This window comes from Sphingomonas sp. BE138, from assembly GCF_031456125.1.
Taxonomy (GTDB): domain Bacteria; phylum Pseudomonadota; class Alphaproteobacteria; order Sphingomonadales; family Sphingomonadaceae; genus Sphingomonas.
The window spans coordinates 1-26,153 of the sequence record NZ_JAVDUC010000009.1 but is presented as its reverse complement, the minus strand read 5'-3'; the positions used below and the strand labels follow the sequence as shown (position 1 = coordinate 26,153).

General features: G+C 62.8%; 32 protein-coding genes and 1 pseudogene. 26 read left to right on the top strand and 7 right to left on the bottom strand.

Features of this window, described 5'->3' with window-relative positions; all coding sequences use genetic code 11:
• Positions 1-175 precede the first annotated feature (175 nt).
• Complete coding sequence (locus J2Y58_RS12495) at positions 176-820, top strand: DUF4375 domain-containing protein (protein WP_310103586.1); 645 nt, start codon at positions 176-178, stop codon at positions 818-820.
• Between the two features lie 73 nt (positions 821-893).
• Here the strand turns inward: J2Y58_RS12495 and J2Y58_RS12490 are convergent.
• Positions 894-2,324: pseudogene (locus J2Y58_RS12490) on the bottom strand (ISNCY family transposase).
• A 264-nt stretch (positions 2,325-2,588) separates the two neighbouring features.
• Here J2Y58_RS12490 and J2Y58_RS12480 point away from each other — a divergent pair.
• Together J2Y58_RS12480 and J2Y58_RS12475 are read left to right on the top strand one after the other, a co-directional pair.
• A complete protein-coding gene (locus J2Y58_RS12480) occupies positions 2,589-2,840 on the top strand; it encodes a hypothetical protein (RefSeq protein WP_198356760.1) in 252 nt (83 codons plus the stop codon).
• A 238-nt stretch (positions 2,841-3,078) separates the two neighbouring features.
• Entirely contained in the window at positions 3,079-3,267 is a 189-nt protein-coding gene (locus J2Y58_RS12475) for a hypothetical protein (protein ID WP_066773433.1), read from the top strand.
• Between the two features lie 7 nt (positions 3,268-3,274).
• On the opposite strand, the gene J2Y58_RS12470 is transcribed toward J2Y58_RS12475, so the two are convergent.
• Positions 3,275-3,739 (bottom strand): hypothetical protein, encoded by a 465-nt coding sequence (locus J2Y58_RS12470; RefSeq protein ID WP_183937287.1) that lies wholly within the window; start codon positions 3,737-3,739, stop codon positions 3,275-3,277.
• A gap of 185 nt (positions 3,740-3,924) precedes the next feature.
• Between J2Y58_RS12470 and J2Y58_RS12465 the strand changes: the two genes are divergently transcribed.
• The 4 genes from J2Y58_RS12465 to J2Y58_RS12450 all read left to right on the top strand — a co-directional run bounded on the left by J2Y58_RS12465 (position 3,925) and on the right by J2Y58_RS12450 (position 5,343).
• Entirely contained in the window at positions 3,925-4,245 is a 321-nt protein-coding gene (locus tag J2Y58_RS12465; RefSeq protein ID WP_242120232.1) for a hypothetical protein, read from the top strand.
• A gap of 107 nt (positions 4,246-4,352) precedes the next feature.
• Complete coding sequence (locus J2Y58_RS12460; protein ID WP_310103578.1) at positions 4,353-4,760, top strand: response regulator; 408 nt, start codon at positions 4,353-4,355, stop codon at positions 4,758-4,760.
• A gap of 72 nt (positions 4,761-4,832) precedes the next feature.
• On the top strand, positions 4,833-5,066 hold the full coding sequence (locus tag J2Y58_RS12455) for a hypothetical protein (RefSeq protein WP_310103576.1): 234 nt from the start codon (positions 4,833-4,835) through the stop codon (positions 5,064-5,066).
• A 4-nt stretch (positions 5,067-5,070) separates the two neighbouring features.
• On the top strand, positions 5,071-5,343 hold the full coding sequence (locus tag J2Y58_RS12450; protein ID WP_310103574.1) for a hypothetical protein: 273 nt from the start codon (positions 5,071-5,073) through the stop codon (positions 5,341-5,343).
• A gap of 15 nt (positions 5,344-5,358) precedes the next feature.
• Here the strand turns inward: J2Y58_RS12450 and J2Y58_RS12445 are convergent, their stop codons facing one another.
• Entirely contained in the window at positions 5,359-5,778 is a 420-nt protein-coding gene (locus J2Y58_RS12445) for a hypothetical protein (protein WP_310103572.1), read from the bottom strand.
• 130 nt (positions 5,779-5,908) lie between these two features.
• On the opposite strand from J2Y58_RS12445, the gene J2Y58_RS12440 reads away from it, so the two are divergent.
• Positions 5,909-6,619, top strand: coding sequence for a hypothetical protein (locus J2Y58_RS12440; protein ID WP_310103570.1), 711 nt, complete (start codon positions 5,909-5,911; stop codon positions 6,617-6,619).
• 30 nt (positions 6,620-6,649) lie between these two features.
• Here J2Y58_RS12440 and J2Y58_RS12435 read toward each other — a convergent pair whose 3' ends face one another.
• Together J2Y58_RS12435 and J2Y58_RS12430 are read right to left on the bottom strand one after the other, a co-directional pair.
• A complete protein-coding gene (locus J2Y58_RS12435; RefSeq protein WP_156442232.1) occupies positions 6,650-6,892 on the bottom strand; it encodes a hypothetical protein in 243 nt (80 codons plus the stop codon).
• Positions 6,893-7,055: 163 nt separating this feature from the next.
• Positions 7,056-7,259, bottom strand: a complete 204-nt coding sequence (locus J2Y58_RS12430) for a hypothetical protein (protein WP_310103566.1) — start codon at positions 7,257-7,259, stop codon at positions 7,056-7,058.
• Between the two features lie 99 nt (positions 7,260-7,358).
• On the opposite strand from J2Y58_RS12430, the gene J2Y58_RS12425 reads away from it, so the two are divergent.
• Entirely contained in the window at positions 7,359-7,727 is a 369-nt protein-coding gene (locus J2Y58_RS12425; protein ID WP_310103564.1) for a hypothetical protein, read from the top strand.
• A 26-nt stretch (positions 7,728-7,753) separates the two neighbouring features.
• Here J2Y58_RS12425 and J2Y58_RS12420 read toward each other — a convergent pair whose 3' ends face one another.
• Positions 7,754-8,263 carry a hypothetical protein gene (locus J2Y58_RS12420; RefSeq protein ID WP_310103562.1) on the bottom strand — a complete coding sequence of 170 codons (510 nt, stop codon included), beginning with the start codon at positions 8,261-8,263 and terminating at the stop codon, positions 7,754-7,756.
• Positions 8,264-9,117: 854 nt separating this feature from the next.
• Here J2Y58_RS12420 and J2Y58_RS12415 point away from each other — a divergent pair.
• The 5 genes from J2Y58_RS12415 to J2Y58_RS12395 all read left to right on the top strand — a co-directional run bounded on the left by J2Y58_RS12415 (position 9,118) and on the right by J2Y58_RS12395 (position 13,324).
• Positions 9,118-9,576: a DUF736 domain-containing protein gene (locus J2Y58_RS12415; RefSeq protein ID WP_310103560.1), complete on the top strand. Its 459-nt coding sequence runs from the start codon at positions 9,118-9,120 to the stop codon at positions 9,574-9,576.
• A 78-nt stretch (positions 9,577-9,654) separates the two neighbouring features.
• Complete coding sequence (locus tag J2Y58_RS12410; RefSeq protein ID WP_310103559.1) at positions 9,655-10,737, top strand: DUF2493 domain-containing protein; 1,083 nt, start codon at positions 9,655-9,657, stop codon at positions 10,735-10,737.
• A gap of 742 nt (positions 10,738-11,479) precedes the next feature.
• Positions 11,480-11,824: a hypothetical protein gene (locus J2Y58_RS12405; RefSeq protein ID WP_310103557.1), complete on the top strand. Its 345-nt coding sequence runs from the start codon at positions 11,480-11,482 to the stop codon at positions 11,822-11,824.
• A 343-nt stretch (positions 11,825-12,167) separates the two neighbouring features.
• Positions 12,168-12,422, top strand: coding sequence for a hypothetical protein (locus tag J2Y58_RS12400; RefSeq protein ID WP_310103555.1), 255 nt, complete (start codon positions 12,168-12,170; stop codon positions 12,420-12,422).
• 320 nt (positions 12,423-12,742) lie between these two features.
• Complete coding sequence (locus J2Y58_RS12395; RefSeq protein WP_310103553.1) at positions 12,743-13,324, top strand: hypothetical protein; 582 nt, start codon at positions 12,743-12,745, stop codon at positions 13,322-13,324.
• 178 nt (positions 13,325-13,502) lie between these two features.
• Here J2Y58_RS12395 and J2Y58_RS12390 read toward each other — a convergent pair whose 3' ends face one another.
• Complete coding sequence (locus J2Y58_RS12390; protein WP_242120259.1) at positions 13,503-13,727, bottom strand: hypothetical protein; 225 nt, start codon at positions 13,725-13,727, stop codon at positions 13,503-13,505.
• Between the two features lie 526 nt (positions 13,728-14,253).
• Between J2Y58_RS12390 and J2Y58_RS12385 the strand changes: the two genes are divergently transcribed.
• The 12 genes from J2Y58_RS12385 (at position 14,254) to J2Y58_RS12330 (ending at position 25,680) form a co-directional block, all read left to right on the top strand.
• The gene (locus J2Y58_RS12385; RefSeq protein WP_310103550.1) at positions 14,254-14,547 is read left to right on the top strand and encodes a CopG family transcriptional regulator; all 294 of its coding nucleotides are present in this window, start codon (positions 14,254-14,256) and stop codon (positions 14,545-14,547) included.
• Positions 14,534-16,864, top strand: a complete 2,331-nt coding sequence (locus tag J2Y58_RS12380; protein WP_310103548.1) for a type IV secretion system DNA-binding domain-containing protein — start codon at positions 14,534-14,536, stop codon at positions 16,862-16,864. Before J2Y58_RS12385 ends, J2Y58_RS12380 begins: the two co-directional genes overlap by 14 nt.
• A 2-nt stretch (positions 16,865-16,866) precedes the next feature.
• A complete protein-coding gene (gene mobF / locus J2Y58_RS12375; RefSeq protein WP_310103546.1) occupies positions 16,867-20,127 on the top strand; it encodes a MobF family relaxase in 3,261 nt (1,086 codons plus the stop codon).
• An 8-nt stretch (positions 20,128-20,135) separates the two neighbouring features.
• A complete protein-coding gene (locus J2Y58_RS12370) occupies positions 20,136-20,540 on the top strand; it encodes a hypothetical protein (RefSeq protein ID WP_310103544.1) in 405 nt (134 codons plus the stop codon).
• On the top strand, positions 20,537-21,046 hold the full coding sequence (locus tag J2Y58_RS12365; RefSeq protein ID WP_285139051.1) for a DUF2726 domain-containing protein: 510 nt from the start codon (positions 20,537-20,539) through the stop codon (positions 21,044-21,046). Before J2Y58_RS12370 ends, J2Y58_RS12365 begins: the two co-directional genes overlap by 4 nt.
• Positions 21,047-21,048: 2 nt before the next feature.
• Complete coding sequence (locus J2Y58_RS12360) at positions 21,049-21,387, top strand: hypothetical protein (RefSeq protein ID WP_310103540.1); 339 nt, start codon at positions 21,049-21,051, stop codon at positions 21,385-21,387.
• A 257-nt stretch (positions 21,388-21,644) separates the two neighbouring features.
• Positions 21,645-22,043 (top strand): hypothetical protein, encoded by a 399-nt coding sequence (locus J2Y58_RS12355; protein ID WP_310103538.1) that lies wholly within the window; start codon positions 21,645-21,647, stop codon positions 22,041-22,043.
• 73 nt (positions 22,044-22,116) lie between these two features.
• Positions 22,117-22,938 carry a CsgG/HfaB family protein gene (locus J2Y58_RS12350; protein ID WP_310103537.1) on the top strand — a complete coding sequence of 274 codons (822 nt, stop codon included), beginning with the start codon at positions 22,117-22,119 and terminating at the stop codon, positions 22,936-22,938.
• An 85-nt stretch (positions 22,939-23,023) separates the two neighbouring features.
• Positions 23,024-23,323, top strand: coding sequence for a hypothetical protein (locus J2Y58_RS12345; RefSeq protein ID WP_310103535.1), 300 nt, complete (start codon positions 23,024-23,026; stop codon positions 23,321-23,323).
• Positions 23,324-23,482: 159 nt separating this feature from the next.
• Entirely contained in the window at positions 23,483-23,776 is a 294-nt protein-coding gene (locus J2Y58_RS12340; RefSeq protein WP_310103533.1) for a hypothetical protein, read from the top strand.
• 924 nt (positions 23,777-24,700) lie between these two features.
• Positions 24,701-25,369, top strand: coding sequence for a ParA family partition ATPase (parA, locus tag J2Y58_RS12335; protein ID WP_310103531.1), 669 nt, complete (start codon positions 24,701-24,703; stop codon positions 25,367-25,369).
• Positions 25,366-25,680, top strand: a complete 315-nt coding sequence (locus tag J2Y58_RS12330; protein WP_022676116.1) for a ribbon-helix-helix domain-containing protein — start codon at positions 25,366-25,368, stop codon at positions 25,678-25,680. The genes parA and J2Y58_RS12330 overlap by 4 nt, the downstream gene beginning before the upstream one ends.
• The last annotated feature ends 473 nt before the right edge of the window (positions 25,681-26,153 follow it).

Here is a 26,153-nt window from a genome sequence, read left to right as displayed (position 1 = left end):
GAGACACCGCGGCGGTTCCCGTTTTTGATCCCCAATGGGAATGCCTCCGCCGTCTCGATCGCCGTTCGTTTTCGGGAATGATGCCGGCGCCGGTTGCGATACCATGATCGGCCAAGTGGCATGTCCCCATTCGACATGGCAGGGGTGATCCGAAAGATCGCCCGGGATACCAAGCATGTCCGATTGCCGGATCGCACACCTTTCCATCACGAGGCACGAGGCACGCTCCCCCGATCCAAGCGAGGCTTGCCTTTGGCTCGGTTACTTCATCGAAGAGGCGCTTGAACGTGGCTGGAATGAGAACGAGCTTCCGCCTGACGCCATGCAGTTTGCCGCGCTATGGGATTATCATGGCGAGCGCGCCAATGGCGGACACGCTCAATATTATGAGAACAGGGACGGCGATCTAACCGCGCTGAGGAACGGATCGGAACTTCTTGGCCGGATTGGTCTGAGCCAGCATGGCAAGCTGATCGATCGCTTTATAGAGGTCGCAAATACAAATGAAGATTATATTCACGAACTTTATGTCAGCGGCAACAATCAGGATGTGAAAGCTATATTCTACGATCTCGATGACTCGTTTGCGGAGTTGGAGATAAGCGAGGGCAAGCTCCTACATCATCTTCATGACTGGGTTTTGCAGCAAAGTTGGGTCGTTGTTGATGGTGCGGATGGCCCGGCCAACACCGATTGGTTGCGGCACATCGTTCCCGAGCCTCCACTGCGCGCAGCCCGCATGGCTGCACGCGAGAGACGCCGTCACGCTGAACATCACGGGTCGATGATGGCCCTGATCCAGAAGCTCTGGCGTCGTTAATTACTGGCCTACTTCCCGCATCCGGCTTCCCGAAACTCGATCGTTTTTGAGACGCCGGCAGGCACGGTTCTGGTCATCCTGTCTGCTGGCGGACGTACTCGCCGAGGCCGCGCGCGACGAGCTCGTCGTTGGAGAGGCGAGGGCCTCGCTTCAGGCGCTGATTGCCCAGTTTGCGGCGATCCAGCTTCGGCCCAGGGGGCACGGGCGAGGGGGCCTTGAACATCCCGGCGGGCTGTGCGGTACGCGCAGGCTCGTTGTTGTTGCGCTTGGCGTGGTGCGGCTGCACCTGCTGGATGGCGTGAGCGAGGGCCAGTGCCGCATCGAGGTGCTTGTTGTCGACCACCGGCGCCTGGTTCACGCGGCGCATCTTGTCGAAGACGCGGTAGGGCAGGACTTCGCCGTCGTGCTGGATCTCGAGCCGGCCATCCGGATACTCGCACACATCCACCTTCTTGCGGGCGAGGCCCTGTGCGACCGGGGACGGCTCCAGGATGAACATCGCCTTGTTGTAATGGAGGGTGAGGGCGCCGGTGACGGTGCGCTGCTCGCGCCAGACCATCTCGGCCTCGAGGTTCTCGTGGATGGCGAGCGGCCGGTGCAGATCGCGCGGGTCGAAGGGCGCCTTGGCGAACCGTTGATTGTGCTGCGCCATGTAGAAGGGGAGGAAGGCGTTGGCTTCGTCGATGGTGTTGATGCGGTGGAGCCGCATCGCCTTCACGAGCCGGTCCTGCAGCGTGGCATTGGCGCGCTCGACACGGCCCTTCGCCTGCGGTGAGTTCGCGCAGATCAGCTCGATGTTCAGCCGGTCCAGCGCGCGCCCGAGATGGGTCATCCCATCGCCATTTGCCGAGGCCGTGTTGTTGCGGAAGGCGCTGTGCTTGTCCGTGTAGAAGGCGACCGGCTTGCCGTGCCGCTCGAGATACGTCCGCGTCGCGCGCATGTACGAAAAGGTACTCTCACTCTCGACCATCTCGAGGTGCATCAACTCGCTCGTCGCGTCGTCGATGAACACCAGCAGCGTGCATTGCGGGCCGCGGTCCTCGAACCACCAGTGTTTCGAACCGTCGACTTGGACAAGCTCGCCGCGACAGTCACGCCGGTAGCGGGGCTGATAGGGGCGAGGACGCCTTGCGGCGCGGTCCTTCCAAAGGCCAGCCTCCATCATGATCTGACGCAGCGTCTCGCACGAGAGGCCCAGACCGTGCCGCTCGGCGAGTTATTCGCGCGCGAGCGTCGGGCCGAAGTCGGCATAGTTTTCCCGCACGAGCGCGACGACTTCGGCGCGGAAGGCGTCGCTGTACCGGCGGTTGCTCGGGCGTCCGCGCTTGCGCGACACAAGACCGGCAGCGCCTTCCCGTCGAAGTCGATCGAGCAGCCGGTAGATTTGCCGCCGTTGGAGGCCCAGCAGTTCCATTGCGTCCGCAATCCGGATCTCGCCGCGGTCGAGCCGCATTAGCGTGTCGAACCGGGTGATCTCAGCAGCACTCATTGTCAGCACCGTCATACCATGCGCGTCCTCGTTGCCGAGGAAGGCTATGACACCGGCGACCCGCCGACAGCACCGTCAGTGCCGTTTCTATCTAGCGGAGTGGTGTCATTTGTATTTGGCGCTTACATTCTTTCAGAGCGATAACATAGGTTATGTAAAACAGAGCGTCTAACGGCGCTGTAAAGCTGCGTCCTTTTGGTGGGACGCGGTGCGATTGGCGCGCGCCCGCGATGCAGCTTGCCGATGTTTCTATATCGTAACTCTGTCGGAGTTGGAACCATGGAATATACTGGTTTGGTGTTCGTAATCTCGGTCCTAGTCACCGCCTCCATAACCATTCTCTACCAGGGTGGTGCGGTGAGTTTGAAGGTAACCGCCGTGGTTGCAGGGCTCGGCTTCTGCGGCATGATCGGAGCAGCAAGCATGGCTCCGCCTTCGAAACCGCTGACGTGCGAAGAGATGGCCAAGCGAAAGGCCGAGGCTGACGGCTACGTGGTTGGCCTCGCCAGCGGGATGATGATGCCCCGCTAAATTCGACGCACACGGCGCCTCTCACAAGCGGCGGATACGAAAATGGGGCCGAAACCGATAGCAGCGGCCCCGACCCCATCATCAAAGGATCCTCCGTCGAAACGGCGGATAGACCGATTAAACGCGAGTGCGTCGAATCCGGTCCGCTCCCTTTGATATACCCAACATGTTCAACAATCCATGAACGGACGCGCTGCGGTGCGTGCCGTGACAGGACGTGCCAGACGAGTACCGCGCCATGCTCAACACAGCTTCTACCTGCCGCTCACTGGCGTCCTTCGAGAACGCCTATGCCGTCGCAATCCAACTGCGCGAAGCGACCGGCGTCGACCAATTCGTCGTTCGCACCGGCAACGCTACTCAACCCTTCCGCGTATCGCGGCAGAGGCCCCAGGCGCCCGAGACCATGCAGGTACTGGTCGCCTGAAGACAGATCAGCTGCTCGCCTGCGTTCGCGCCATCAGCTGCGATGCGGTGACGCCTTCGCAGAGCGCCTCATCGGTCATGTAGGTGATCGGCAGGTTCTCGTCGCGGACGACCGCCGCCATACGGCCGCGGCGATACGCGAGGCTCTTGAGCCACGCGAGGTCCTCGAGCGCCAGCTGCAGGGGCGTCACGTCCAGCAGGTGCCACAGACGCATCTGGAACGGGCTCTGCGCCTTCAGGATCTCGGCGACCTCCTCGAAGCCGACACCCTCCTCGACACCGTTGCTATGATCGTGCGCCAAGGCCGCGAACGCTTCCTCCAGCTCACGGATAGCGAAATAGGCGATGTCCAGGCCGACGCCGATGGTCGCACCGGCCAGCACCCGGCGATCGACCGACAGCTGCGGATCGTTCAGCGCATCCAGAAGCGGCAGATCGTAATCATAGCCGCGCATCGCGTCCTTCAACTTCATGGTCGTCCTCCTGTGGCGCGTATTGAACATAACGTGAACAGGGTGCGCAAGTCTTTTTCTTCATACCACGTAGATCCCACAGGATGAATTTTGCCGGGAACATCATCACTGGTGGCACCAGGTCGCCGCGCTTGACCGCGCAGCCCTATGAAGGTCACACACATCTCACACGTTGGAGGTTCGGAATGCACGTTTTGCTTATTCTGGGGATCGCCATCGCGATGGGAGCCGGCTTGTGGAACATGCGCGCTGCGATGCGAGCAGGCCGCGGAGCAGACTGGCGCACCAACAGGGACGGACTTCGCGCACCCGGCTCCTCGCAGAGCTTCACGCTCCTCAGCATGGTTGGACCTACCGTTATCATCGCTTTGGCAGCGTTTGGTGTGCCGCTTCTGGTCCTGCTTGCTGCGGGACTGGCCTATGCGATCACGTTCGTGGTGCTGGCGGTACGCGAGCGTCGTCTGTCCGAAACATACTATCGCGGGAACGTCGGCATAACGTCGTGAGGATGTACCTCCCCTCCCCCCGACTGTCCGGCGCTCGACCGCGTGACGGTCGTTGGAAAATCGACGCGTGTTAGGGGACTTTGCTCCAAATCAAGGGTTTGAGGGGAATGGAACCCTCAACGATCCCTTTCGCGCTTGTCGTCGATGATGACCCTATCATCCTTATGGACGCGTGCGGCATCCTCGAGGATGTTGGGTTTCGCTGTCATTCGGCCGATCATGGCGATGCTGCGAAAGCTATGCTCCCCGATCACGCCGAAGGCATCACGCTCCTCTTCTCTGACGTCGAGATGCCAGGAGAGACGGACGGCTTTGCCCTCGCTCACCATGTCGCGGCGCGGTGGCCGTGGATCGAGATTGTCATCGCAAGCGGTCGCATCAAACCGAACGATGGCGACATGCCGGAGAAGGCGACGTTCATCGGCAAGCCGTTCTCCGCGGCGCTAGTACGGAACCACCTTCGCGAGAAGCTACCCGACGGGAAGAAACCTGAGCCGTTGAAAGCCGCTGTCTGATCGGACCAAATCGGACTTGGCTTTGCCCCGCCTTCCCGTATGTTCACGCAACTATCAACGGGAGTGCCGGATATGGCCACGCCGCGCCGCGACCGCTTCGTCGTTCCGAAGACGACGGGACGCGATTACCTCAACGCCTTCATGCACCTCCTTGAGGCAGCTTATTGGGCTGGGATCGTCGGCGCGCTCGTTTACGCCGACGTCGACCTCTGGGTCTGGGCAGTAGCGGGCTTGCTTGCTGGCCCGCCCTACATCATCGGCACCGCGATAATGCGTAGGCGCCTCGGCATTCTGCGGAGGGTCTGAACGGATGCAGCAGCCCCATGGGCGCACTATCCGGCTGACAGCCATCGCCCTCACGTCTGCGGCCCTTACCGGAGTGTTCGCGGTCTATTTCATCCCCGTCGGCCCCAAAGAAGAGCGCGCCGCGACCGTGCTGTCCAAGACCGGCCCGCAGGGTCAGGCGGCGTATCGCGCCGCTTGGTCCGATGGCCGCCTCACCCGCGCGGACATGTACGAGATCCGCGACGCTTCGGGTCACGAGATCGACAATTGGGTCGATATGTCGGGCCGAACGAGCTGACGCCGCTCGATCACCTCACCAGCGGACTACCACGATCGCAACTGCCAGGATCAGCGGCAGCATCGTCTCCACGGTCCCGATCGCAGCGGTCGCGAGGCGCAACCGCCTCAATCGGCGAGACGGCAACGTCGGGATAGCCCGAAGCGTCTCCGGTACGGCCGTGAGCTCCGTCAGCACCAAGGCATAGCCAAAAGCCAGCGCGACGATGATGCCACCTATCGCAGCAACAGCGGATGGCGGACTGATTGCGATGCCCGCGATCGCTACGGCGACTGCACCACCGAGCAACCCCGCAGCCGCAACATATTGGCGCAACAAGGCGGTGGCATCACGCTCGGCGGACGGATGGGCGATGTTGTCGATGCGCTGATCGCGCGCGCGCCATGCGTCGGCGAACAGGTGCCAGGTCGTAGACGGCCTCACTACCGTATCCATGCTGCATCTTCCTCGAGGGCTGGCATAGCCCTCCCTGAAACCAAAGGGGTCGGCAAGCGCCGGCCCCTTTTTTTGCCTGCGGACCGCTCCCGCGAGCGACACCGAAATAGCAGCGTGTCACCCGCCGGCCGTGCGGATAGACCAAGACATGATTATCGCAGCAGACGACATCGTCGACTGGGTTTCGGATCGCGGCGATCTCCTGATCGCAGCATGGACCCCGCAGATCGCGGCAATGACCGACTGGAAAGTGCCCTATGCCGAGGCGCTCGCCGGTGAGCTTCATGACGGGATGGTCACGTCACTCCTGCGCGGAGGCACCGAGGCAAACTTCCTCAACCTGGTCGCGAGGAGTAACACCGGGCTCGCCCCTCGAACGGAGCGCGACCTCGCCGAGCGCTTTTTCGGCGTCACGCTGAAGCTTGCTCGCGCTGCCCACCGGCACGCGCAGGACGGCAAGGCGACCGCCCTCCCCTTCAAGTACGGGACGATCGTCGGCGACGCCCGCAAAGATCCCTCGCATCTTCCGCTGGCCAACGTGCTGCTCCCCCGCGAGCATCCGTTCTGGACGCGGTGGCAACCGCCGTTCGGTATGGATTGTCGCTGCGGGACCATCGGCATGACGAACGGCCAGCTTGCCCGGTCCGGCCGGAGCATTACCCCCGACGAGGCACTGCCTGCGATCGAGGCGCAGCTGCGCGACACCTGGCCCGCCGATTTTCGACCGCTGCTCGACTTCCGACAACCGCCGGCGCCCGCGACGCCTCCACAGCCGACGATCACTTTGTCGCAGCGGCAGCTCGACGACATTCTATCCCCTTTCAGGCCTGATACCGACTAACCTATCAGGCCGTGGCGCGATCGCAGCTAGTCAGACAGCATCGCCTCTGCGTGATGCGGCCTCGTTCACCCAGCGGCCAAGCAATGCCTGCCCTGCGGTGACCACCGCGCCGCCCATGCCCAAAGCGAGAAAGGCACCGAGGGCAACAGCCAGTGGCTCAAGGCGGCCGGCAAAGGTGGCGCGCGCGAGATCAACGGCCCAGAGCGCGAAAATGACATCCACCGCGACCAACGCCGCAAGGATGCAGAAAGAAACCGTCAGACGTAACTTCATTCGCCTGCTCCTATTAAGCAGCGTACCGCAGACGCGCGGTAACCGCATACTTATCGCACAAGCAGCGCCGATTGCGAACGAGCCAATTGATAACATTGGGCCGTGCCTCGATAGACGATGGTGCGTCAGCGTTTGGCGTCACCACAGCCTGTTAAATACGCGTTCAAGAGGGCGGGAAACCGGCCTCGGCCAAAATATCATACCCTGTTACGTGCCGCGCGATCATTATGCTTTTCGGGACGAGCGCGAACATAAAAAGGAAGAACGATATCAGGCCGCCTGCATAATGATTTGCCAGGAGGAATAGCGGCAGCGAAATTATGCCTGCAAGCATAAAGGCTGCGATCCCCCGAAGTGCCTTGTTCATCCAACAGACTCCCATCGCGGACTTGATGATTACCAGTTCGGCCCGAAGGCTGGAAGAGGTCGATGGCGCGCGATCACCATGGGTGGTGGCGCACGAGGGTTGATTGCTCGCTTCGGCTTTCTTGCCGCCGGCTACGTGGCTACGTTGACGACCATGGAGGACAGCGCCGTGCAGCCAATCGAACGCGACACCCGACCGCAGTCTCTTGAGGACGTGGAGCGGAGCATGCGGCGCATCACCGATCGCTATACCTGGAAGCGGGTCTTCCTGTTCGCCGCCTTGTTCATCTGGCTCTTCAATGCCTATGCCGCCCAGCCCTACGTCGACGGGCGATCGTACATCGCCGTTTGGGTCGTCGCCTGCATCGGTTGCTGGACGGCGTCGGGCTGGCTGCTTGACCTGCCCCGGCTGATGTTCCCGGAGGTAGAGGCCTTCCGGCACCTGCGCCGCCCAGCGCCGCGCCAATAGCCGAGCGCTTCCTCCATCGGCATCGATCAGATGATCGACACGCCAACCTCAGCGGCGAACACCATCAACCCGGGCTCGCCGAAATACTGCGCGTAACCGGGCCGCGGCTCGGGCGCCGAGTTCACGAACCGAGCGGGCTGACAGCGCCACCCCCTGCTATGAGGCCGAAGCGCCGCGCGCGGGAGCCATGCGATCAGAGCTGGCGCATGGGCGTCTTGTGACGTGAAGAACGGCATGGCGAGGATCAAGTCATCGTGGAAGGCGGTCAGCCGGCCCACATAGCCATAGGCGCTCTTGTCGGTCTTCTCGTCGCTCGCGTACTTGCCCTTGACCTGCACCGGCCGGACGATCGTCGTGTTCGTGGCGGGGCGACTGACGATCATGTCGAAGCCGTTATCGCGGCGAGGGAAATAGATATCCCACCCTGCGTCGGCGAGGACGCCGGCGACGTACATCTCCGCGAAATAGTCGCGCACGCGAGCTGGTGGCTCATAGCCGGGCGATGCCGTTTCGTTGATCTCGGGTTCGCCAGTCACGTGCAGTTTCCTTGCCCCTCGCATGACGGACATGGTGGCTGCATCTCGGCATAAGGGGAAGATGGGTGCTGGCCATCCCCGCCCGATGGGCGGGGCCGGGCTCTAGTCGGCAAGAGCCGACCGGAGCCCCGCAAGAGCGGGTCTCCGCCCTGACGGGTGACGATCCCTTGTCCGGGTCCCGGAGACGCTCCCACGGCGCTCCTGAGGCGATCTGCGCGGATGTGGGAGGCTTGCCCCTCCCCTGGCCCCAAATGTCACGCGCGCACGACGTTCATCGCTGGCAGCCTTCGGCTGTTGAATCATGCGCTAAGCGCATGATGAGTGCTTTGTGGGCCTATGTTCTCATCGCACCCTGCGCCGTCTCCCAGTGTCTCGGCGTGCCAGACCCGTCCGACGGGGTCGGCGTCAAAGGGGAATTGCCCGCAAGCGGGCAATGCTTTTGTTTGTTTGAAGACGCCTCAACAAGAATACCGGGCCTGACGGCCCTACGGTTTCCACCGCTAAAGCGGCGGAGCCTCCGTCATTCATGTTGACCCCGCCGGCCGTGCCTGCCTCTTGAGCCCCTGCGAGGACGGCTCCGGGTGCGATGAGAACAGAGGCCGGGCCTTGCCCATCAGCACAGTAAAAGGTGAATTGATCGCTTGGGCGATCAATGCGTCTTTGATTTGTTTATTTACGCTCCCTAGTCGGGAGCTATTTATGCTCGGACTCACCGTGTACGATGACTTTAGTGTCAAGAAAACAATGCGCTTCAATACTTAGAGGGGAGGGGGTAAAAGAAAGATGCCGGAAGGGGAAAGGCCCCAAGTACCGGCAAACAGGGGGAGAGGCCCCCGCAAACAGGAGTTAAGATCATGAACATCGGTTCCTTCAAGTCGGTCAATGGTCAGCTGCTCGGTTCGGTCGCGACCGCCACGATCGACCTCGCTCGCTTGGGTCTCCGCCCGGTCGAGAGCACCAACGAGCGCGCGCCCGCCTTCGAGATCATGGTCCTGAACGTCGCGAAGCGTTGGGTTCAGATCGGCGCGCTTTGGGAAATGACCAGCAACAGCAGCGGCGAGAGCTTCTATCAGGGCAAGCTGGACGACCCGAGCCTCCCCGAGCCGCTCCAGATCATGCTCTTTGGCGATGCCGAGGAAGGTTATCGCGTCGTCTGGAACCGCCCCACCGCGCGCCGCGAGAACCTCGACGGCAGCCGCACCGGACGCCGCACCCGCGCCAACACCGGCGACGACTTCGCGGGCAATGCGACCGCCGATGGCCAGATCGCAGACGCCAACGTCAACGACCCGGATTACGTCCCGCAGATGTAACCCCGACCGAAGCGGGCGGGGAGAGGGGTGCAACCCTCCCCCGACCCTAGCCGCCACCATTTGCCAAGGATTGACGCCATGACCAAGGAAACGACCTCCACCCGCTTTACCAGCTTTGCCGCGATGGGCGAAGCCCTCACCGCGCGCGACAACGTGACGGGCACCGCAGCGGACGACGCTTGCGACCCGCGCACCGCCGACATTGCCGAGAGCATGGCCGAGGAAACCGCGACGACGAATTTTCAGGAAGCGTTTGGCGACGTTGGCGCGCTTTCCATCGTGGAAATGGGAGGCGACCGGCAGGAACTCGACATGCCCGAGCCGATCGAGGCGCAGCACGATTGCGCGGCGATCATGGCGACCCTTTTCGACCTGTTCCGCGATACCCGCCTAGAGGCGAGCGCGCAGGCGATCGCATGGGGCTTCGTCAACTCGTTCCACTACGAGGCGCAGAAGCTGGAACGCGAGGAAGACCGGCTTTGCGCCGACCTTGGCGAGATGACGCGCCGTTACGATCCGTCGGAGATTTACGCGGTCGAAATGGAGGAATTGCAACTCCGCGCCCAGACCAAGACGGAACAGCGCGCCGCTATCGAGTGCATGCGCGATTATGCCGCCGACTGCTACCGCGCGCAGACCGGCCACCCATGGTCCCCGGCGCGCGGATCGAAGGTTTCGAGCGGAGGCACCGCCAGCCAGATCGCCGCAATCGACTTCCTCAAAGCGCGCGCGCAGGATCACCGCGAGAAGCGCAACCCCACCGGCCCGCTTGTCGTCTTTTCGGGCGGCGCAGAGTGGCACGACTGGCAACAGCTTTGGGACCGGCTCGACCAGATCAAGGCGCGCATCCCGCACATGACCTTGTGCACGACCGCGCAGCGGAAGGGCGCGGACGCAGCCGCCGCAGCATGGGCCGCAAGCCGAGACGTCACGGTTGTTGCCTTCACGCCCAATTCTGCCCGCTATGGCAAGCGCGCGGGCTTCGTTCGCAACGAACAGCTTGCCGCCCTTAAGCCGGTCGAGGCAATCGTCTGTCAGGGTTCCGGGCTGCAATCCAACCTGTTGCAGGTGTTGAAAGCCGCCCGCGTCCCGACCCACGCTTTCCGCATCGACGGACAGGCCCCCGCCCCCGTCGCAACCAAGCGCGCCGCGTTCGGTTGAACCCATCGGGCGGCGCGCTCCCCCCTACGCGCCGCCCCTCCCCTTTCCTTGGCAGGAATGACTAGGCCAGCGACGGGAAATCCCCGGCGCTGGCCCCTTTTCGCCACCGTCGCTTTGTGGGGGAAACCCTACTGGTTTCCCCCACGCCAGGTGACCGGGCGCGCACTGCCTTGGCACGGCCCCGTCGGGCCGCGCCTGGTCAGCGCGCGCCCGGTCACCTTCCCCCTTCCGGTATGGCGCTGCCGCAGGTTCGCGGGAGCGTCGATGATCGCGCCAAACCGGCCCGCCCGGCGGTAAGGGCAGACGGAGTGAAGCGGGATAGCGCGATGTTGGTGGCAGGCAGGCTAGGCGCGAATTTGCCCATGCTCGACGCGGTTTCCGCAGGAAGCGAGCGGGCAGCTGACGACTGCGCCGACGCGTCGTCTCTGTCCCTGAGACCCCCTGCCCCGGCACCCCGCTCGCTCGCATCGGTCCGGCCCTTCGGCCTCCCCTTGCTACGCCTCGGCCGGGGAAGCGCCAGAGCGGGCATCGAGCCCGCCCTGGCGCTGCTGCCGCGGAATAATTTGTCTCTCTGTAGTCCCATGGTGGCGGCCGGGGCGACAGGCCTCAAGGACGGCGGGGCCCCACCATTTTGCTCCGCAAAATCGTGACCCCCACCGCCGCTGACGCGGCCGCTTTGCGGTCCTTGACCCCTGCCACCCCGGCCACCGGGAGGACTTCGTCATCGACGAAGGAGGCTCACATGCACAACGTTCTGGAAATCTACGGCTACGACCCCGACCCGTTCGGTATCGACCAGATGGACGACGCGGAGCTGAGCAGCCGCGCGCGGTGTCTCACCACGGAGATTGGCTCGCTGAAACGCCGGCTCGAGCGGTTCGAGGACTTCCTCGACCGGATTGATCTGGCGGCACTCGGAGAGGCGACCCTCGAGGAGATGATCGACCGCGCAGGCGGGGACGACTGGCGACTGCGCGAGGCTGGCGTCGAGCTGGACGACATCGAGCGCTCGCTATCGTGCAGGCAGGCGGCGATGGCCGAGTCTGATCGCGTCGACGCCTCGAACAGCACCAGCAATTGGCCTTGAGACGACTGAGGGGGCCACGCGCCCCCTTTTTCATCGTGACCGCCGCCCCGGCTCGCTCGCATCGGTCCGGCCCGTCGGCCTCCCCTTGCTACGCCTCGGCCGGGGAAGCGCCAATGCGGGCATCGAGCCCGCCCTGGCGCTGCTGCCGCGGGGTAAACCCTCTATCTCAAGTCGTCCCAGTGTGTCGGCCGGTACGGCGAGCCTCAAGGACGGCGGGGCCCCACCATTTTGCTACGCAAAATCGTGACCCCCACCGCCGCTGACGCGGCCGCTACGCGGTCCTTGACCCTCGCCACCCCGACCGACGCATGATCTCCGTCATGAAGACAAAGGAGGAACGGTTATGCAGGTTCTGTTGTTTCGTGCTCTGAAGGACGCTAATGTCGATGACGACAAGGCGGCTGCCGTAGTGGCAGCGATCGAGGAGCACGTGGACGTGGCAGTCGGTCAGGCAAATAAGGCGCTCGAGGCGAAACTGACGGGCATCGACAGCAAGATCGAGACGACGCGCTCGACGCTGACCATCTGGTTCGGCGTACAGACCGCGCTTCTTGCACTGCTCGGCGCTGCCGCCATCTGGAGCAACTTCCTCAAATAACTTGGCCGGGACGCAACGCTCTCCGGTTGCCAGATTTCAACAGGCCGCTCGGTGATCCGGGCGGCCTTTTTGCTGTCTGCGATCCGCGCGCCCTACCCGGCTCGCTCGCTGCGGAGCGGCCCCTTCGGGCCGCCCTTGCTACGCCTCGGCCGGGAAGCGCCAGAGCGGGCATCGAGCCCGCCCTGGCGCTGCTGACGCACCCATAAAGCCATTCTCCAGCACGCGCGTCGAAACGCTGCCCGCGCCCAGCATCAAGGGGCCGGGATCATCGCCGGAGAGGAGAGAGAAAGGGTGACGCAATTTCAACGAAGGAGGTCGAGATGACCATCACGTTCCGCGTCGACGACGGCCACAATGTCCTGTCGCCCTCACCCGCCGTCATCACCCCCGACCAGCCCGGCGCGCTTCGCGATCTGCTCAGCGATCATACCGCCCGAACAGGCGATGCGATGGTCATACCGATCCACGGCGATCCGGCCGCCGGGGCGTTCGAGATCGAGGTCCGCGTGTGCCCTCTCGCACTCGCTTCGATCGCTCGCTGCTTCGACCACGATCCTGCCGTGATCGCCGTCATCGACGAGGCGCAGTTTCGCGCGCGCCGCGCGCGCGTCTGGCAGGAGGAACCGAGCGGCGATCTGCGGCTCGGCCTTGGCCTAAATCCCGATGGCGCACCTGAATTGGAGGTCGCCAACGGGAACGCCTTCGCCCTTCTCGCCAGCCTCGGTCTGGACGAGGAATCGTGCGGTGCGATCCCGCTGTCGCAGCTTCGACAGCGGCTCATGGATCCGCGCATCCGGCGACGGCTCGACGAGGATCCCCAGATGTCTCGCTACGTCGAGGCGCTGACCACCATGGCGGCGCTGAAACCCGTCGAGGGGGAATACCACCTCGCATGGGCCTGACGGCCCGGCGAGGCACGCTCAGCGACCCGCAGGGACGCCCAGCCTACCAGCTGGCGCGTCCCTTTTTTTGCTTGCGAACCTCAAGCCGGCTGCGCCGCGTCCTGACCAGAAAACAGAATGGCCGCATGAGGTAGCAGCCCCATGCGGCCATCGCCGTGACCATCGGTCTCGAACCGGCTCAGGCTTCCGCCATGAGCCGCTTCTCGACCTCGTCGACGCCAAGCGTCTTCACCACCTTCATCAGCCCCTCCAATCGATCGAGCGGGACCTTGAACAGCCCTGCCTTCTCGACTGCTCCGACAGCCGCCTCCCGCACCTTCGCCTGATGCGCCTGACGGCGCTCAGCGAGCTTGCGTTCGTCGGCCGCGATCGCGGCCAGTTCAGCGTCTAGTGACTTCGCCATAGTGTGCCCTTTTCGGTACGGCTGATTGGCTCTGAACGGGACGAATATACCAACCGATGAGCCGCACAGGAAGCCACTAGAACGACCATGGAGCAAACCCTTGGCTCTCTTCCTGCCAGAGGACCTTGACCCCGGCGCGCAGCGCCCTTCAGGCAGCTGCTTTCCGCCTAGCGGCGGATTGGGTCCCGGCGGAAACCAGCGGGGATCCCAAGCCGTCTCGAAGGACCGGAACACCCAGAGCAATACGAAGGAATCGGGACTTCAGTAGAGCACACCCTACGCAAGCTTCGCTTGCCATTTTTCCCGGTTTTCTGCGGGTTTCAGAGGCTACACTAGGCGATCCCACTCGACTAGTTTTTGATCCCATCCGATCCCGCTTGAAAAACCGCAGAAAACCGTCGTTTTTTCGGGATCGCCTGGGATCGCTTTTTTGCCCGAACGTCATGTAGCGATTGCCAACGGTCACCACCGTAGCTTATACCGCTCTCGTCGCAGAGCCCACCAACCTCCCTGCTAGGAGGTTGGATTGAAACGCCCGTTTGTACAGCGAACCGTCCGGTTCGACCCACACCAGTTCGCCCAACTGGAGGAGCTTGCTGAACAGCAAGGTCGATCCATTGCTGACGCCCTGCGCCTGGCGATCGCACACTACATTTCGGGCCAACAGATCCTTTCCGAGAGTCAGCTCAGGCACCTCCGTGTGACCGAGTTCATCCAGATCGCCATGGATGCGATCATCCGTGAGGACCACCCCGACCTCCGCGACCATTTGATCGCCCAAACCGACCTTCGGATGGAGCAGTATCATGGCGCGCGATGACTCCAAGGGCATGCGGCGTGACATCCGCAACGACGGCCGTCCCATCCCCCAGGAACACCACTCGGCGCGAGGCGAGCTACCCCGCAATTCCGGCAACTTCACGCGTGGTTCGCAGCTCCTGAACACCCAGGTGCTGATGTGGCTGCAGGGGGCCAAATTGCCGATCCTGATATGGCTCGGCGTGTTCGCCCTTGCCTACGTCATCATCCTCTCCATCACGCTCGACGAGAACAACGTCCAGCTGATCTGCATGCGGGTGCTGGCGGGTCTTTGGGATTGGGTCGCTCTCGACAATCTGAAGCAGGTCGATCTGCGGATGCCCGACAACAGTCTGCACCGCACGATCATGGGCTATGTGCCCTACGTTCCGGAGGTCGCCCGAGCGTGGACGAAAGCCGTGCGCGGGGTGATCGGATCGGCCATGATCGCGTCCTGCGTCACCGTGCCCCTCGCCATCTGGTACGTCGACTTTTCCAAGCGCCGCGGCAAGGCAATGGTTCAAGAGCGTCACGAGCGCGGCGCGATGCTGGTCGAGCGCGATGTCCTCTACGCCGAGATCGTCCAGCACAACAAAATCGAGTTCGTGAAAGAGGCGCAGAGCCTATTCCCGAACAAGACGCCCGAGCAGGTCCTGAAGCTGCCGTTCGGAGCCCGGAAGGCGGGTGGCATCCACCACCCGTACACGATCGCCGGCATCCCCTACCCGCACCGCCTCGAGCAATCCCATTCCCTGCTTCTCGGCACGACCGGTGCCGGTAAGACGACCGCTCTTCGCAAGACCATCGCACAGATCCGTCAGCGCCAAGACAGCGCCGTCGTGTTCGATCTGACGGGCGCCTATGTCGAGGCCTTCTACGACCCCGAGCGGGACACGATCCTGAACCCGATGGACGCGCGCTGCCCGGCCTGGTCGATCTTCAACGACTGCCGGACCTACAGCGAGTTCACCGCAGCAGCAGCCGCCCTCATTCCGTCCGATGGCGGCTCGTCCGAGCCCTTCTGGGCGCTCGCCGCACGGACCCTGTTCATCGAGATGTGCATGAAGCTCATCGAGAAGAAAATGACCACGAACCAGGCGCTCGCGGACAACCTCATGACGGCCGACCTGAAGCAGGTTCACAAGCACCTCGCGAAGACGATCGCAGACCCTTTGACGGCGCCTGAAGCCGCTCGCATGGCAGAGTCGATCCGCGCCGTCTTCAACACGAATGCGCAGGTCTTGCGCTTCCTCCCCGACGAGGGGCGCACCTACTCAATCAAGGACTGGATGACCGGCGAGAAGAAGCCCGGTTCGATCCTCTTCATCACCTCAAATTACACTGATCTCGAGATGAACCGGGCGCTGCTGACGCTATGGTCGAACCTCGCCATCCACTCGCTCATGACGATGCCGAAAACCCGGTCGCTGCGGACGTGGTTCATGTTCGACGAGCTCGGTGCGCTCCACCGGCTCCCGGCGATCGAAAGCGGCCTGCAGACCGCCCGAAATTTCGGCGGGGCGATGATCCTTGGGCTCCACTCCTTCGACAAGCTGGTGCAGGTCTACGGCGAGGAAAACGCCCGCAATCTGTCGTCGCTGGCGCGAACGAAATTGATCCTGGCCGCAGCCGATCTCGATACCGCGGAGCAGTGCGCCAAATATATCGGCAACCGTGAAATCCGGCAGATGGATGAGGGGTATAGCTACGGCTACAACAACACCCGCGATGCCTCGACCCTGACCCCTCGGAAGCAGGTGGAGCCGCTGGTCATCCCAGACGACATTACGAACCTTCCGTCCATGCACGGCTTCGTCAAATTCCCTGACGGCTTCCCTGCCGCGCGCATCCAACTCGAGTGGGAGCATTACCCGAAGGTCGCGGAGGGTTTCGTCCCGCGGAAACCACGCGATCCTGACGCGCCTGCGGCGTCTGGTCGCGGAGGTGGTGGAAAGTCGAACAGTGGTGGCGAAGACGGCGGGCGTGGGGAGTCGCTGGCACTGTCGGAGGAGGAGGTCGAACCGGCCAACGTCGCGAACAATCTCGCCGCAAATATCCTCTCCCAGCCCAGCGAAGCGGAGATCGATAATTCCCGCGACGGCCTGTCGTCTGAGGCGACGGTGGTGAGCAGTACCGAAGCGGGATCGCCGGCCGATCGCGGCCGGGCCAGCGATGATGAGCGTGACGACCGGACCCGGTCCATGGATGGGCGCAGCGCCCCTGCGCGCAGCGACGAACGGTCGCGTGACGATCCGACACCAACCGCGGAGCGGCCGGAGGATCTGTCCGTCCGCGAAGCGCGTGACGCCTTCCCTGAAGACGACGGGATCGGGCTGTAACGATGCACTCGATCGCTACCGTGAAATCGGCCTCCGGCGCGGCGAAGTATTTCACCAAGGACGACTATGTCGCAGGTGATTATTACACCGACGAGAAGGCTGGAGACGTCAGCCTTTGGGGCGGGGAAGGCGCCGCCACGGCAGGCCTTACCGGCCCCGTCACGCAAGAAGCTTTCGCGAAGGCACTGCATGGCGAGCTGCCTTCAGGAGAGAAGGTCGACCAACGAGAGGGTCGGCGGCCGGGGTACGATCTCACCTTCTCGGCACCGAAGTCAGTCTCGCTCATGGCCTATGTGGCAGGGGACAAGCGTATCCTCGGCCCGGACGGAGCCCATACCAAGGCGGTCCAGCAGACGTTTTCCTGGATCGAGAAGAACCTCGCTGAAACGCGCATCACGAAGGACGGCAAAACGGAGGCGGTGAAGACCGGAAATCTGGTCTATGCACTCTTCCAGCACGACACGAGCCGCGCGCTCGATCCCCAGCTGCATATCCATGCGATCCTGGCCAATCTGACGAAGGGGCCGGATGGCGAATGGCACGCGCTGCACGCTGACAAAATCTGGGCGAACAACACCGTTATCGGCGCAATCTACCATGCGTATCTCCGCAATGAGTTGGAGAAGCTCGGCTACCAGCTTGTCGCGACCGGAAAGCACGGCACGTTCGAGATTGCCGGAGTGCCGAAGGACGTCCTCGAGACCTTCAGCCAGCGCCGTGAGCAGATCCTCGAGAAGGCGGCCGAGCTAGGTATCGTATCACCGAAGGGTCGAGACGGTGTCACCGTCACAACTCGCGATCCCAAGCTCAACCTCGAGGATCGGGACGGCCTGGTCCTCGACTGGATGAAGGATGCAGCTGCAGCCGGTTGGGACGGAAAGGCGCTGCTTGAGGGTGCGATGAAGGCCGCCGCGAAGATGGAGCAGCGTGAGAACGCCGGCGCTATCGGCCGCAGCTACAATGCCATCGCAGACGCCGTGAAGGTGGCGAGAGAGACGGTGTCAGGCTTGATGCGTTCGCCCGACCCGCTCGTCGACCGCGGTTTCGTGCGAATGGCGCAGAGCGTCGGGCAAGCCAACGCGCAGCTCGCCGTCGCCTCGGCGATCCGGACCTTGGGACAGCGCGAGGCGGCGTTCGAGAAGAACCAGGTCGCCAAGAAAGCGCTCGACTTCAATTTGAAGGGCGTGACGATCGATCACGTCGAGGCGCGCATCGATCAGCTGACCGAGAAGGGCAAGCTGCTTGCAGGCGAGATCCGTAGTAGCGCCGGGATGGTGGCCGCCGTAACGACGCCAGAATCCCTCAGAACCGAGGAACGGATCCTCGAGCGAGTAGAGGCCGGCAAAGGCACTGCGACACCGCTGGTGGCTCCTTCGGAGGCACCAGACCGCCTACAGGCCGCCTCCCCTCACGCCCTGAACGAAGGACAGCTCGCAGCCGCAACGCTGGTCGTGTCCTCGGCCGACAAGATCGTGGCGGTGCAGGGCATCGCCGGCGCGGGCAAGTCGACGATGCTCCAAGCTGTCGCACGCGTGGCGGAATCTGAAGGCAAGTCGGTGCTAGGCCTCGCCTTTCAGAACAAGATGGTCGCCGACATGAAGGAGGGCATGGCCCGGCCCGATGCGATCCCCAATCGGGAGATGTCGGTCGACCAGATGCAGGCGGCCGGCGTCAGCGCCGAGACGATCGCGCACTTCATCTGGCACAATGAGAAGCACGCCATAAATCCGAACACACCGGCTGCTCAGGCGCGGCGGGACGAGCTGAAGGACACGATCATCGTCGTCGACGAGACGTCGATGGTCTCCAACCAGGACATGTTGAAGATGCTGACGATCGCCGAGGCGCTCGGCATCGAACGTATAGCGCTCATCGGCGACCGACAGCAGCTGCTCCCGATCGACGCCGGCAAGGCGTTCGCGATGATGCAGGCCGCGAATATCGGCATGGCCCAGATGGATGAAAATCTGCGACAGCAGACCGACCAGCTTCGGACGGTTGCTGCACTCGCCAACGTCGGAAAGGCGGGACAGGCGCTAAAAGTCCTCGGTGACAAGGTGGTCGAACACCAAGACCCGGCCGCGCGTGCGGCGGAGCTATGGCTCGACCTGTCGCCGGAGAAGCGCGCTGAAACGGCGATCTTCGCCTCCGGGCGCGAGACACGAGCGGCCATCAACAATGCGGTCCAGAAGGGCTTGCGGGAAGAGGGCACGCTCAAGGGCGACGGCTTGTTCGTGACAGTCCTGCAGAACATCAATCTGACCCGCGAGGAGCTGCGATACGCCCAATCCTACGAAAAGGGTCAGCAGCTTCAGATACAGGAGGTGATCCCGGAGCTCGGCCTACGCCGCGGCGTGGCGGAGGTCAGACGCACTTTCGCCAACGGGCGGGTGGAAGTGGTCCAGAATGGGCGCGCCATCAAATTCGATCCGCAACGCATGGACCCCATGATCGGCAAGGATCGGATGTCGCTCGCGACCCTGGAGACGGTCCGCATCCATGAGGGCGATCGCATCAGGTGGACGGATAACGACAAGGACCGAGGAATTTTCAACGCCTCGCTCGGCACCATCACTCGGATCGAGGACGGGAAGGTCACCGTGCAGCTGGCCAACAAAGACGAGGTCACGCTCGAGAACGGTGACCGGATGATGCACCGCATGGATCTGGCATACGCCCTGAACATGCACATGGCACAGGGCGTCACGACCAACGACGCGATCGTCGCCATGCGCAGCTTCGAGCGCAACCTGTCGAACCAGCGCCTTTTCAACGTTGCCGTCACGCGCGTGCGGTTCGAGCTGACGATGGTCATCGACAATCTTCAGAAGCTGGAGCGCCAGCTCGACAGCAACCCCGGCAACAAGACGGCGTCGCTCGAGACCCTCGGACGCCTCGATATCGATGGACCGGGGCGACATACGAAAGCTGCCGACGATGCACTCAGCGCGGCCGCAGCTACGCTCGACCGGGATGACGGGCAGCGGATCATATTCGACGCATCGCTGACGTCGGCCGACGACCTGCCGCCCATGGGCAAGTCGGAGAACGACTACTCCGATCCGAAGCAGATGGAGCGCGACGGCCTCACGCTCGACCGCAAGGATGACGAGGATCGGCAGAAGCGCCCGGAGGCACGAAAGGACGACGAACTGGGGATGCGCCCGCTCGACATGGACGATCTAAGCTCCCTGCCCGCAATGCCTGGCCACGGCGACCAGCTGCCGGGGCTCCCTCAGAAAAATCTAAGCCTGGATATGTGAGGAACGCCATGAGCCCGATATTTCAGAGCAAACCAACGTCCGAAGAGTTGCGCAGGCTCGCGCATGATCTGCTCGCTATTCGCGCTAGTCGGTTTTCGAGTGGCGACGCCACACTGTTTGACGACGAAACCCAAAATGCTCGTATCCTGAGTGACGGAGCGCTCGCCTGTCTGCAGGGTGCGGCCGAACTGAAGAAGAAGGACGATGCGCGCCGATCGACCGATCGGCGAATGATCGTTCAGCTCGCCTTGGGCCTGGTCATATTCGCGACCATCGTCGTCGCCGCGCAGCTCATCCCCGAAAGGCCAGCATCATCAGAAGAGGTGCAGTGGCTTTCTATGTCCGAAAACCGGCTATCAGCGGCTGAGAGCGGCAAAACACCGGATTCGATCCCTCTGAGTGGCGTCCGATGATGGATAAGCCCCTCCCCCTCCTGATCGCATTGGTCTCGGCCGTCCTCCTCCTGAAGGCGCTTGGTGTACGAAACATATTCGGCCCACCGCGCCCGGTTGCCAAACGCTTCCTGACCCCGCGCGAGACGGCCATGCTCAACGTCCTCGAGCGCGCCTTGCCGCACTGCCGTATTCATGCGCAGGTCGCGATGGGAGCGCTTCTGCGCGTACCGCAAAGCCCAATGCGAAAGAGCAAGATTTCCGACCGGAATGCCTTCTCGCAGAAGATCGTCGACTTCGTGGCGCAGGACCGTGCGACGGGCCTGATCGTCGCGCTGATCGAGGTCGACGACTGGTCGCATAACCCGTTCAAGGACCGCGTTCGCGACGAAATGACGGCTTATGCAGGATATCGCACGATCCGTGTGCCTGGGCGCGTGCAGCCCAACTTCAACGACGTCATGCCGATCGTCGCGTCGCTGCGACCCCTCCCCGCACAGCACCTTCCCCGCCACGAGGTCATGTAGCCATGGCAAGAGCCGAACGATCACGTCCTTCTGCCGAAGCCAGCGGATTAGATGACGCTCAGAGCGCCCCTACCAGCCAAGCCGGGGTACACACCCCCGCCGAGGAGCTGGCCGACGATCTTCGCACGAGAGCCTTTCACCTCATGGATGAGCATCCGATTGCAGCGGCTCATTTGGTGCTCGCCGCGGCTTCGATCGCGCCGGAATGTGCGGCCGAGAAGGAGGTCGCAGACGAGTTTTCCTTCGTCATCGCCGACTTCACGCAGCAGCTGAAGATCCTGCATCACCGCGCCGTGACGAAGCGCGCCATAACAACTGGAGCGGCACGTCATGGGGGTTGATGATCGCGACTATATGCGGGCCCGGTATCGAAGGCGCCAGGGTATCGATGACGGCCCGACGATCTGGAACGACAAGCGCGGGCGTGTGGAAATGGGCCAAGGATCGTCATGGACCAACGCAAGATGGCAAATGGCCGGCGTCGGACGTGCGCTACTTCAAGCAATCCTAGTTCCGGCCGTCGCGCTCGGGGGCATGTATGTCATCTACAGGACGTACACCTCGGTGATGACGTCGGCATTTCCAGAGGATGATTCCAGTGCCATTCCCGGAAAGCGGCACGGTGTTCACCACACCGGCAACCGACCTTAACCGTCGACAGGGCATTTTAAGGTTTCGCGCTCCAGACAGGCCCAATCATGGCTACGTGGTCGTCTTGAACGACGTAGCGACCGACAAGGATGTGTTGGGGATCTACGTAGCTGGGGGGAAGAAGACGGCAACACCGGTCCAGGTCGGGACCTACCGCGTCAGGATTGCGGAGGGGCTGACGGCCTTCTGGCACGGGAATGACCGCCTTTTCGGCTCGACCACAGCAAAGGAGATGATGGCTCCGGTGAAGGTGGTCGGATCAACAGACAAGACGATCCGGCTGCAGACCGGTCTTGCTCGCGCTCTCGAGGTCGAAGCCGACAGCGCAAAGGGCTTTCTGGAATAGGTCATTTCAGTCGCAACGCACTGAGATAGCAACAAACCTATGGTACACGATCATCGAACGAGGGAGGGATACAATGCGCCGTACTATCGCAATCATGGCATTGCTCGCAGCGTCGGCTTCGCCGGCGCTCGCTCAGAAGGCGGGTAAGGGGGGGATCGGGATCGACGAGAATACGCAGGTTCCACGCTGCGATCGACCATATGGCACCATCGCGTTGGTGGAGGAGCGCGCCGCTGGCGGAACCGCCGAGGGCATTCCCCCGGGCCTTGCGGCGCTGATGCGGATGGCAGAAGCCCAGAACGGCGGGAGTCAGCGTGTTGATCCAATCCCCCTGCTGAAGCTTCTCGTTGCTCAATCGGGCTGCTTCCAGGTCGTCGATCGTGGAGAAGGCTTCGACGCCCTGCAGCGAGAGCGTCAGCTCGCAGCGGGTGGAAGCGTCGCTGGCGCGAACAACCAAGCCACTCTGAAGGCCGCGGATTACCTTCTCCAGGCCAAGGTCCTCTATTCGGATTCCGATGCGGGTGGCAGCGGAGGCGGCCTCGGTACGATGTTCCCCGGCGGTCTCGGGTTCAAGCAGAAGGTCAAGTCGAGCCAGACCATGCTTACCTTGATCGAGGTGAAAACCGGCATCCAACAGGCGATCGCGACGGGCTCGGCCCGCAAAAAAGATCTGTCGATCCTGGGAGGCGGTCTGCTCACCAACGCCGGCGTCGGCGCTCTCGGAGGTGCGTATACCAGCACCGACATGGGCAAGATCACTTCGGTCGCGATGCTCGACGCCTTCGTCAAGCTGACCAATCAGGCACAGACGCGGTTGCCCCAACCAGCTGAAGCTTCGACCGGACCGGCGCCCTCTCCGGCGCCTCCGATGGCACCACCAGCGCCGAGGCAATAAGCTTTAGAGGGGAGAGGGAGTTAGCAAGCGAGCGAGCGAGAGCATCGCTCGATAGCCCCCTCCCCCATTGTCGTCAGGTGTCCATATGAAACACGCGCGCATCCAGCAGCGGGACTTCTTCGATCCTGCCCCCGACCTCAACATAGAGCCGCTAGACGCGGCCGAGATGGAGGCGCCGCGTGGCGAACCGATCGCCATCCCTTGCGGCTTCATGACGAAGACCAACGAGCGATGCCAGCGACTGGCAAGCAGGCCCGTTATGCTGGAGGGGCACCAGATGACGTGTAGAGGCCGTCCTATGCTGTTCTGCGACCCCGCCTGCTACAATGCCTCCAAGCGCGCCGACGTGCCGGCCGATGACACCATCACGGATCCGTCAGCGTAGTCGATGCAAACGGCCCCCTCCCCCACTGCGCCGACATGCGGATATTGCGGCAATCGCCTCGGGGCGTGGCCGCCCGCCAGTCCGGTCGAGCCGTGCCGCGTTTGCAGAAGGCCGACGATGTTTGTGTCAATCCCATGGAGCCAACCTCGCCGTCTCCTGATGTCGGGTCTCCTCGATGCTGGCGCATCGCTTTACGGGATCGCGACGGTCTGTCTCGTGGTTGCGTTCGCCATATCGCCGTCATCAGGTCGGGAATTTGTGAAGGCCTTCACCCTGATGCTGTTCGTTATAGGGTCCGTCCTGGCCGTCGACGGAATATTGGCAGTACGTACCGGGATCGATCGCACCTGGTCTACCAGAAGAAAAGGCCGATCGGCTCGCGCGCTGGGCGTCGGGAAGATCCTCGCGTCTAACGCCGCCCTGATGTTGGTCATCGTCGGCATACTGATATAAGCATCGCGTGTGTGCGACCGCGCATCTGTGCACACGTGCTCACTCGCACGTATGCGGCATCGCAATCACGCTCCTATGCACCCGCGCACCCGCGCGTCGACGCTCATATGTCGCGGCGCGACCCGAGAGCGCACGCTTGGCCCTAGCCCGCAAAGGTCGTGGGTGCCCTCCCCCCGAAGGCGCCAGCTGGTTCGGTAGGTCCCTCTTCACCCGCCCCCTTCAACGTTGGAGATCGGGCGAGAGCATTATGCCGTACCCCTGCGGTGCGATGAAGCACCCGTGCATAGGCGCACCTGTGCACCGGTGCACAGGTGCGATAACGCGATAATGCGATGGACGGAATCGCGTGGCACATGGCTCTGGCTCGACCAAGAGGCGATAGGTCGCCGGCGCGATCCATGCGACACGGCGCTAGGGGCTGCATCAGGCCAGCGCACTATTGCCTTAGTGAACCGTCGCAGGTGTGCACAGGTGCGAGCGTGCGTCGTCGCACGTTCGTGCTTGCGCGATGGTGCAAAGGATCCGTAGTCGGGCAGCTTGTTGCGTGGGTAGCTGATGGATGCCGAACGGGAAGGCCTCACCGAGGATGGTGTAAGGAGATCCCGAGGGGCAGCCTGACGCCGCCAGCTAAGCGACGCAGGGTAGGGCCTGCACTTGCGAGACCCACCCCAGAAACCAGTCGACTCACCGGCGCAGCACCATGCTTCGAGCCGAGCTGGCCTTAGCAGCTGTGTTGGCACCATCGAGCAAGGTCGTTCAACCAACCTAAGCGTTTCATACACATGTGTGACAGTGCACCTGTGCACACCCGCGCAGGTGCATTTTCGCGCTTGTGCGTCACCGCGACTGTGGGCATACGTACCAGCGCAATCGCGCACGTGTGCACAGTCGCGACAGTGCATACGGCGAAGCGAGGATATCAAGATGAAGACAGTGGCACTCATTGCGCAGAAGGGCGGGGTCGGAAAAACGACGCTCGCGATCCACCTTGCGACAGCTTTCGCCGCTACCGGCAAGAACACCTTGCTCCTCGACCTCGATCCACAGGCCAGCGCAGCCGAATGGAAGGATCATCGCGCGGATGAGACGCCCGCAGTGCTGTCGATCCAGCCATCCAGGCTGACAAAGGTTCTCGAGGAAGCGAAGTCGATGGGGGCCGACGTGGTAATCCTCGACACGGCTCCGCACAGCGAGAGCACAGCTCTCGAGGCGGCAAAGGCGGCAGATCTGATCCTCGTACCGTGTCAGCCCACGATCATGGATCTCAGGGCTATGGCGAAGACGGTCGAGCTGTTGAAGCTGGTTGGCAAAACGGCGTTCGCGGTCCTCAACAGCGTGCCTCACCAAGGCACTGGTGGCCAGGAGGCGGCCGAGACGATCGCTTCGTCGTTCGGGCTTCAGGTCGCGGACCCGTCGTTTGGGGATCGCGTCGCCTTCAGCCGCTGTATGATTTCGGGCCAAGCAGCGCAGGAGGTCGAGCCGAACGGAAAAGCTGCCGCAGAGGTGACCGCCTTGTTTGACTGGGTGGTCGCACAGCTGCACACTCGCACACGTGCACCTGGGCAGCGCAAGAAGAAGGGTGAGGCAGCATGACTAGAAAGGTTGGCTTCGCAGCAGGTCTGGGTAAGCTGGGAGAGATTGGCGGCAAGGTTGCGCCAGCGCCGTCGCCTATCGCTCGACCGGCCGAGGCGGTCGAGGCGGGGGAGGGGGACGGGCCTGTTCGGGCGGCGCCGGGCCCTCGCCGGAACGGCAAGGTGAACATTGCCGGTTACTTCGATCCCGCGGTTCGTAAGCAGCTTGCGATGCTGGCTGTCGAGCACGACACCGACCAAGTCAAACTAATGGCGGAAGCCCTGAACCTGCTGTTCGAGAAGTATGGGCGCTCGCCTATCGCCTCCGCTTGAGAAAACCCCGCCGTCAGTCGCGGCGACGGTAAGGGCTCAACGTCGCGCGCTGCATAGCTCGGAGTTGCGCAGCAAGCGCGCTCCGAGCACGCGAGTTTCGCGTTCCATTTGCTCCTCCATCATTGACCAGATGGTACGAGCGGCCGCGCAGTAGCCAGGTACGTCGGCTGCGATCTTGTCGTCGGTCCACCTTTCGATGTGTTTGTCTGAGATGAGCCTCTTAGAGGTGAAGGCGACAAGGAAATCCGACAGCGCAGCACGATCGTCGCTGTCTGCCGTTTCCAGTAAACGCGGAATAATGCAGTCGCTAACAAACGCCGACCTTTCGCGGCTTGCGCGGGTTAGATCTAAGCGAGCCTTTTCCAGACCGGCAATGTTGCTAGCGTCCGCGTTCGTGGTGTAATTTCCCGGTGTAGATGGCGGTGTATGCCGGGGTGGGGCCAAGGCCCCACCCCGGCATCGGCGTCTCGGTG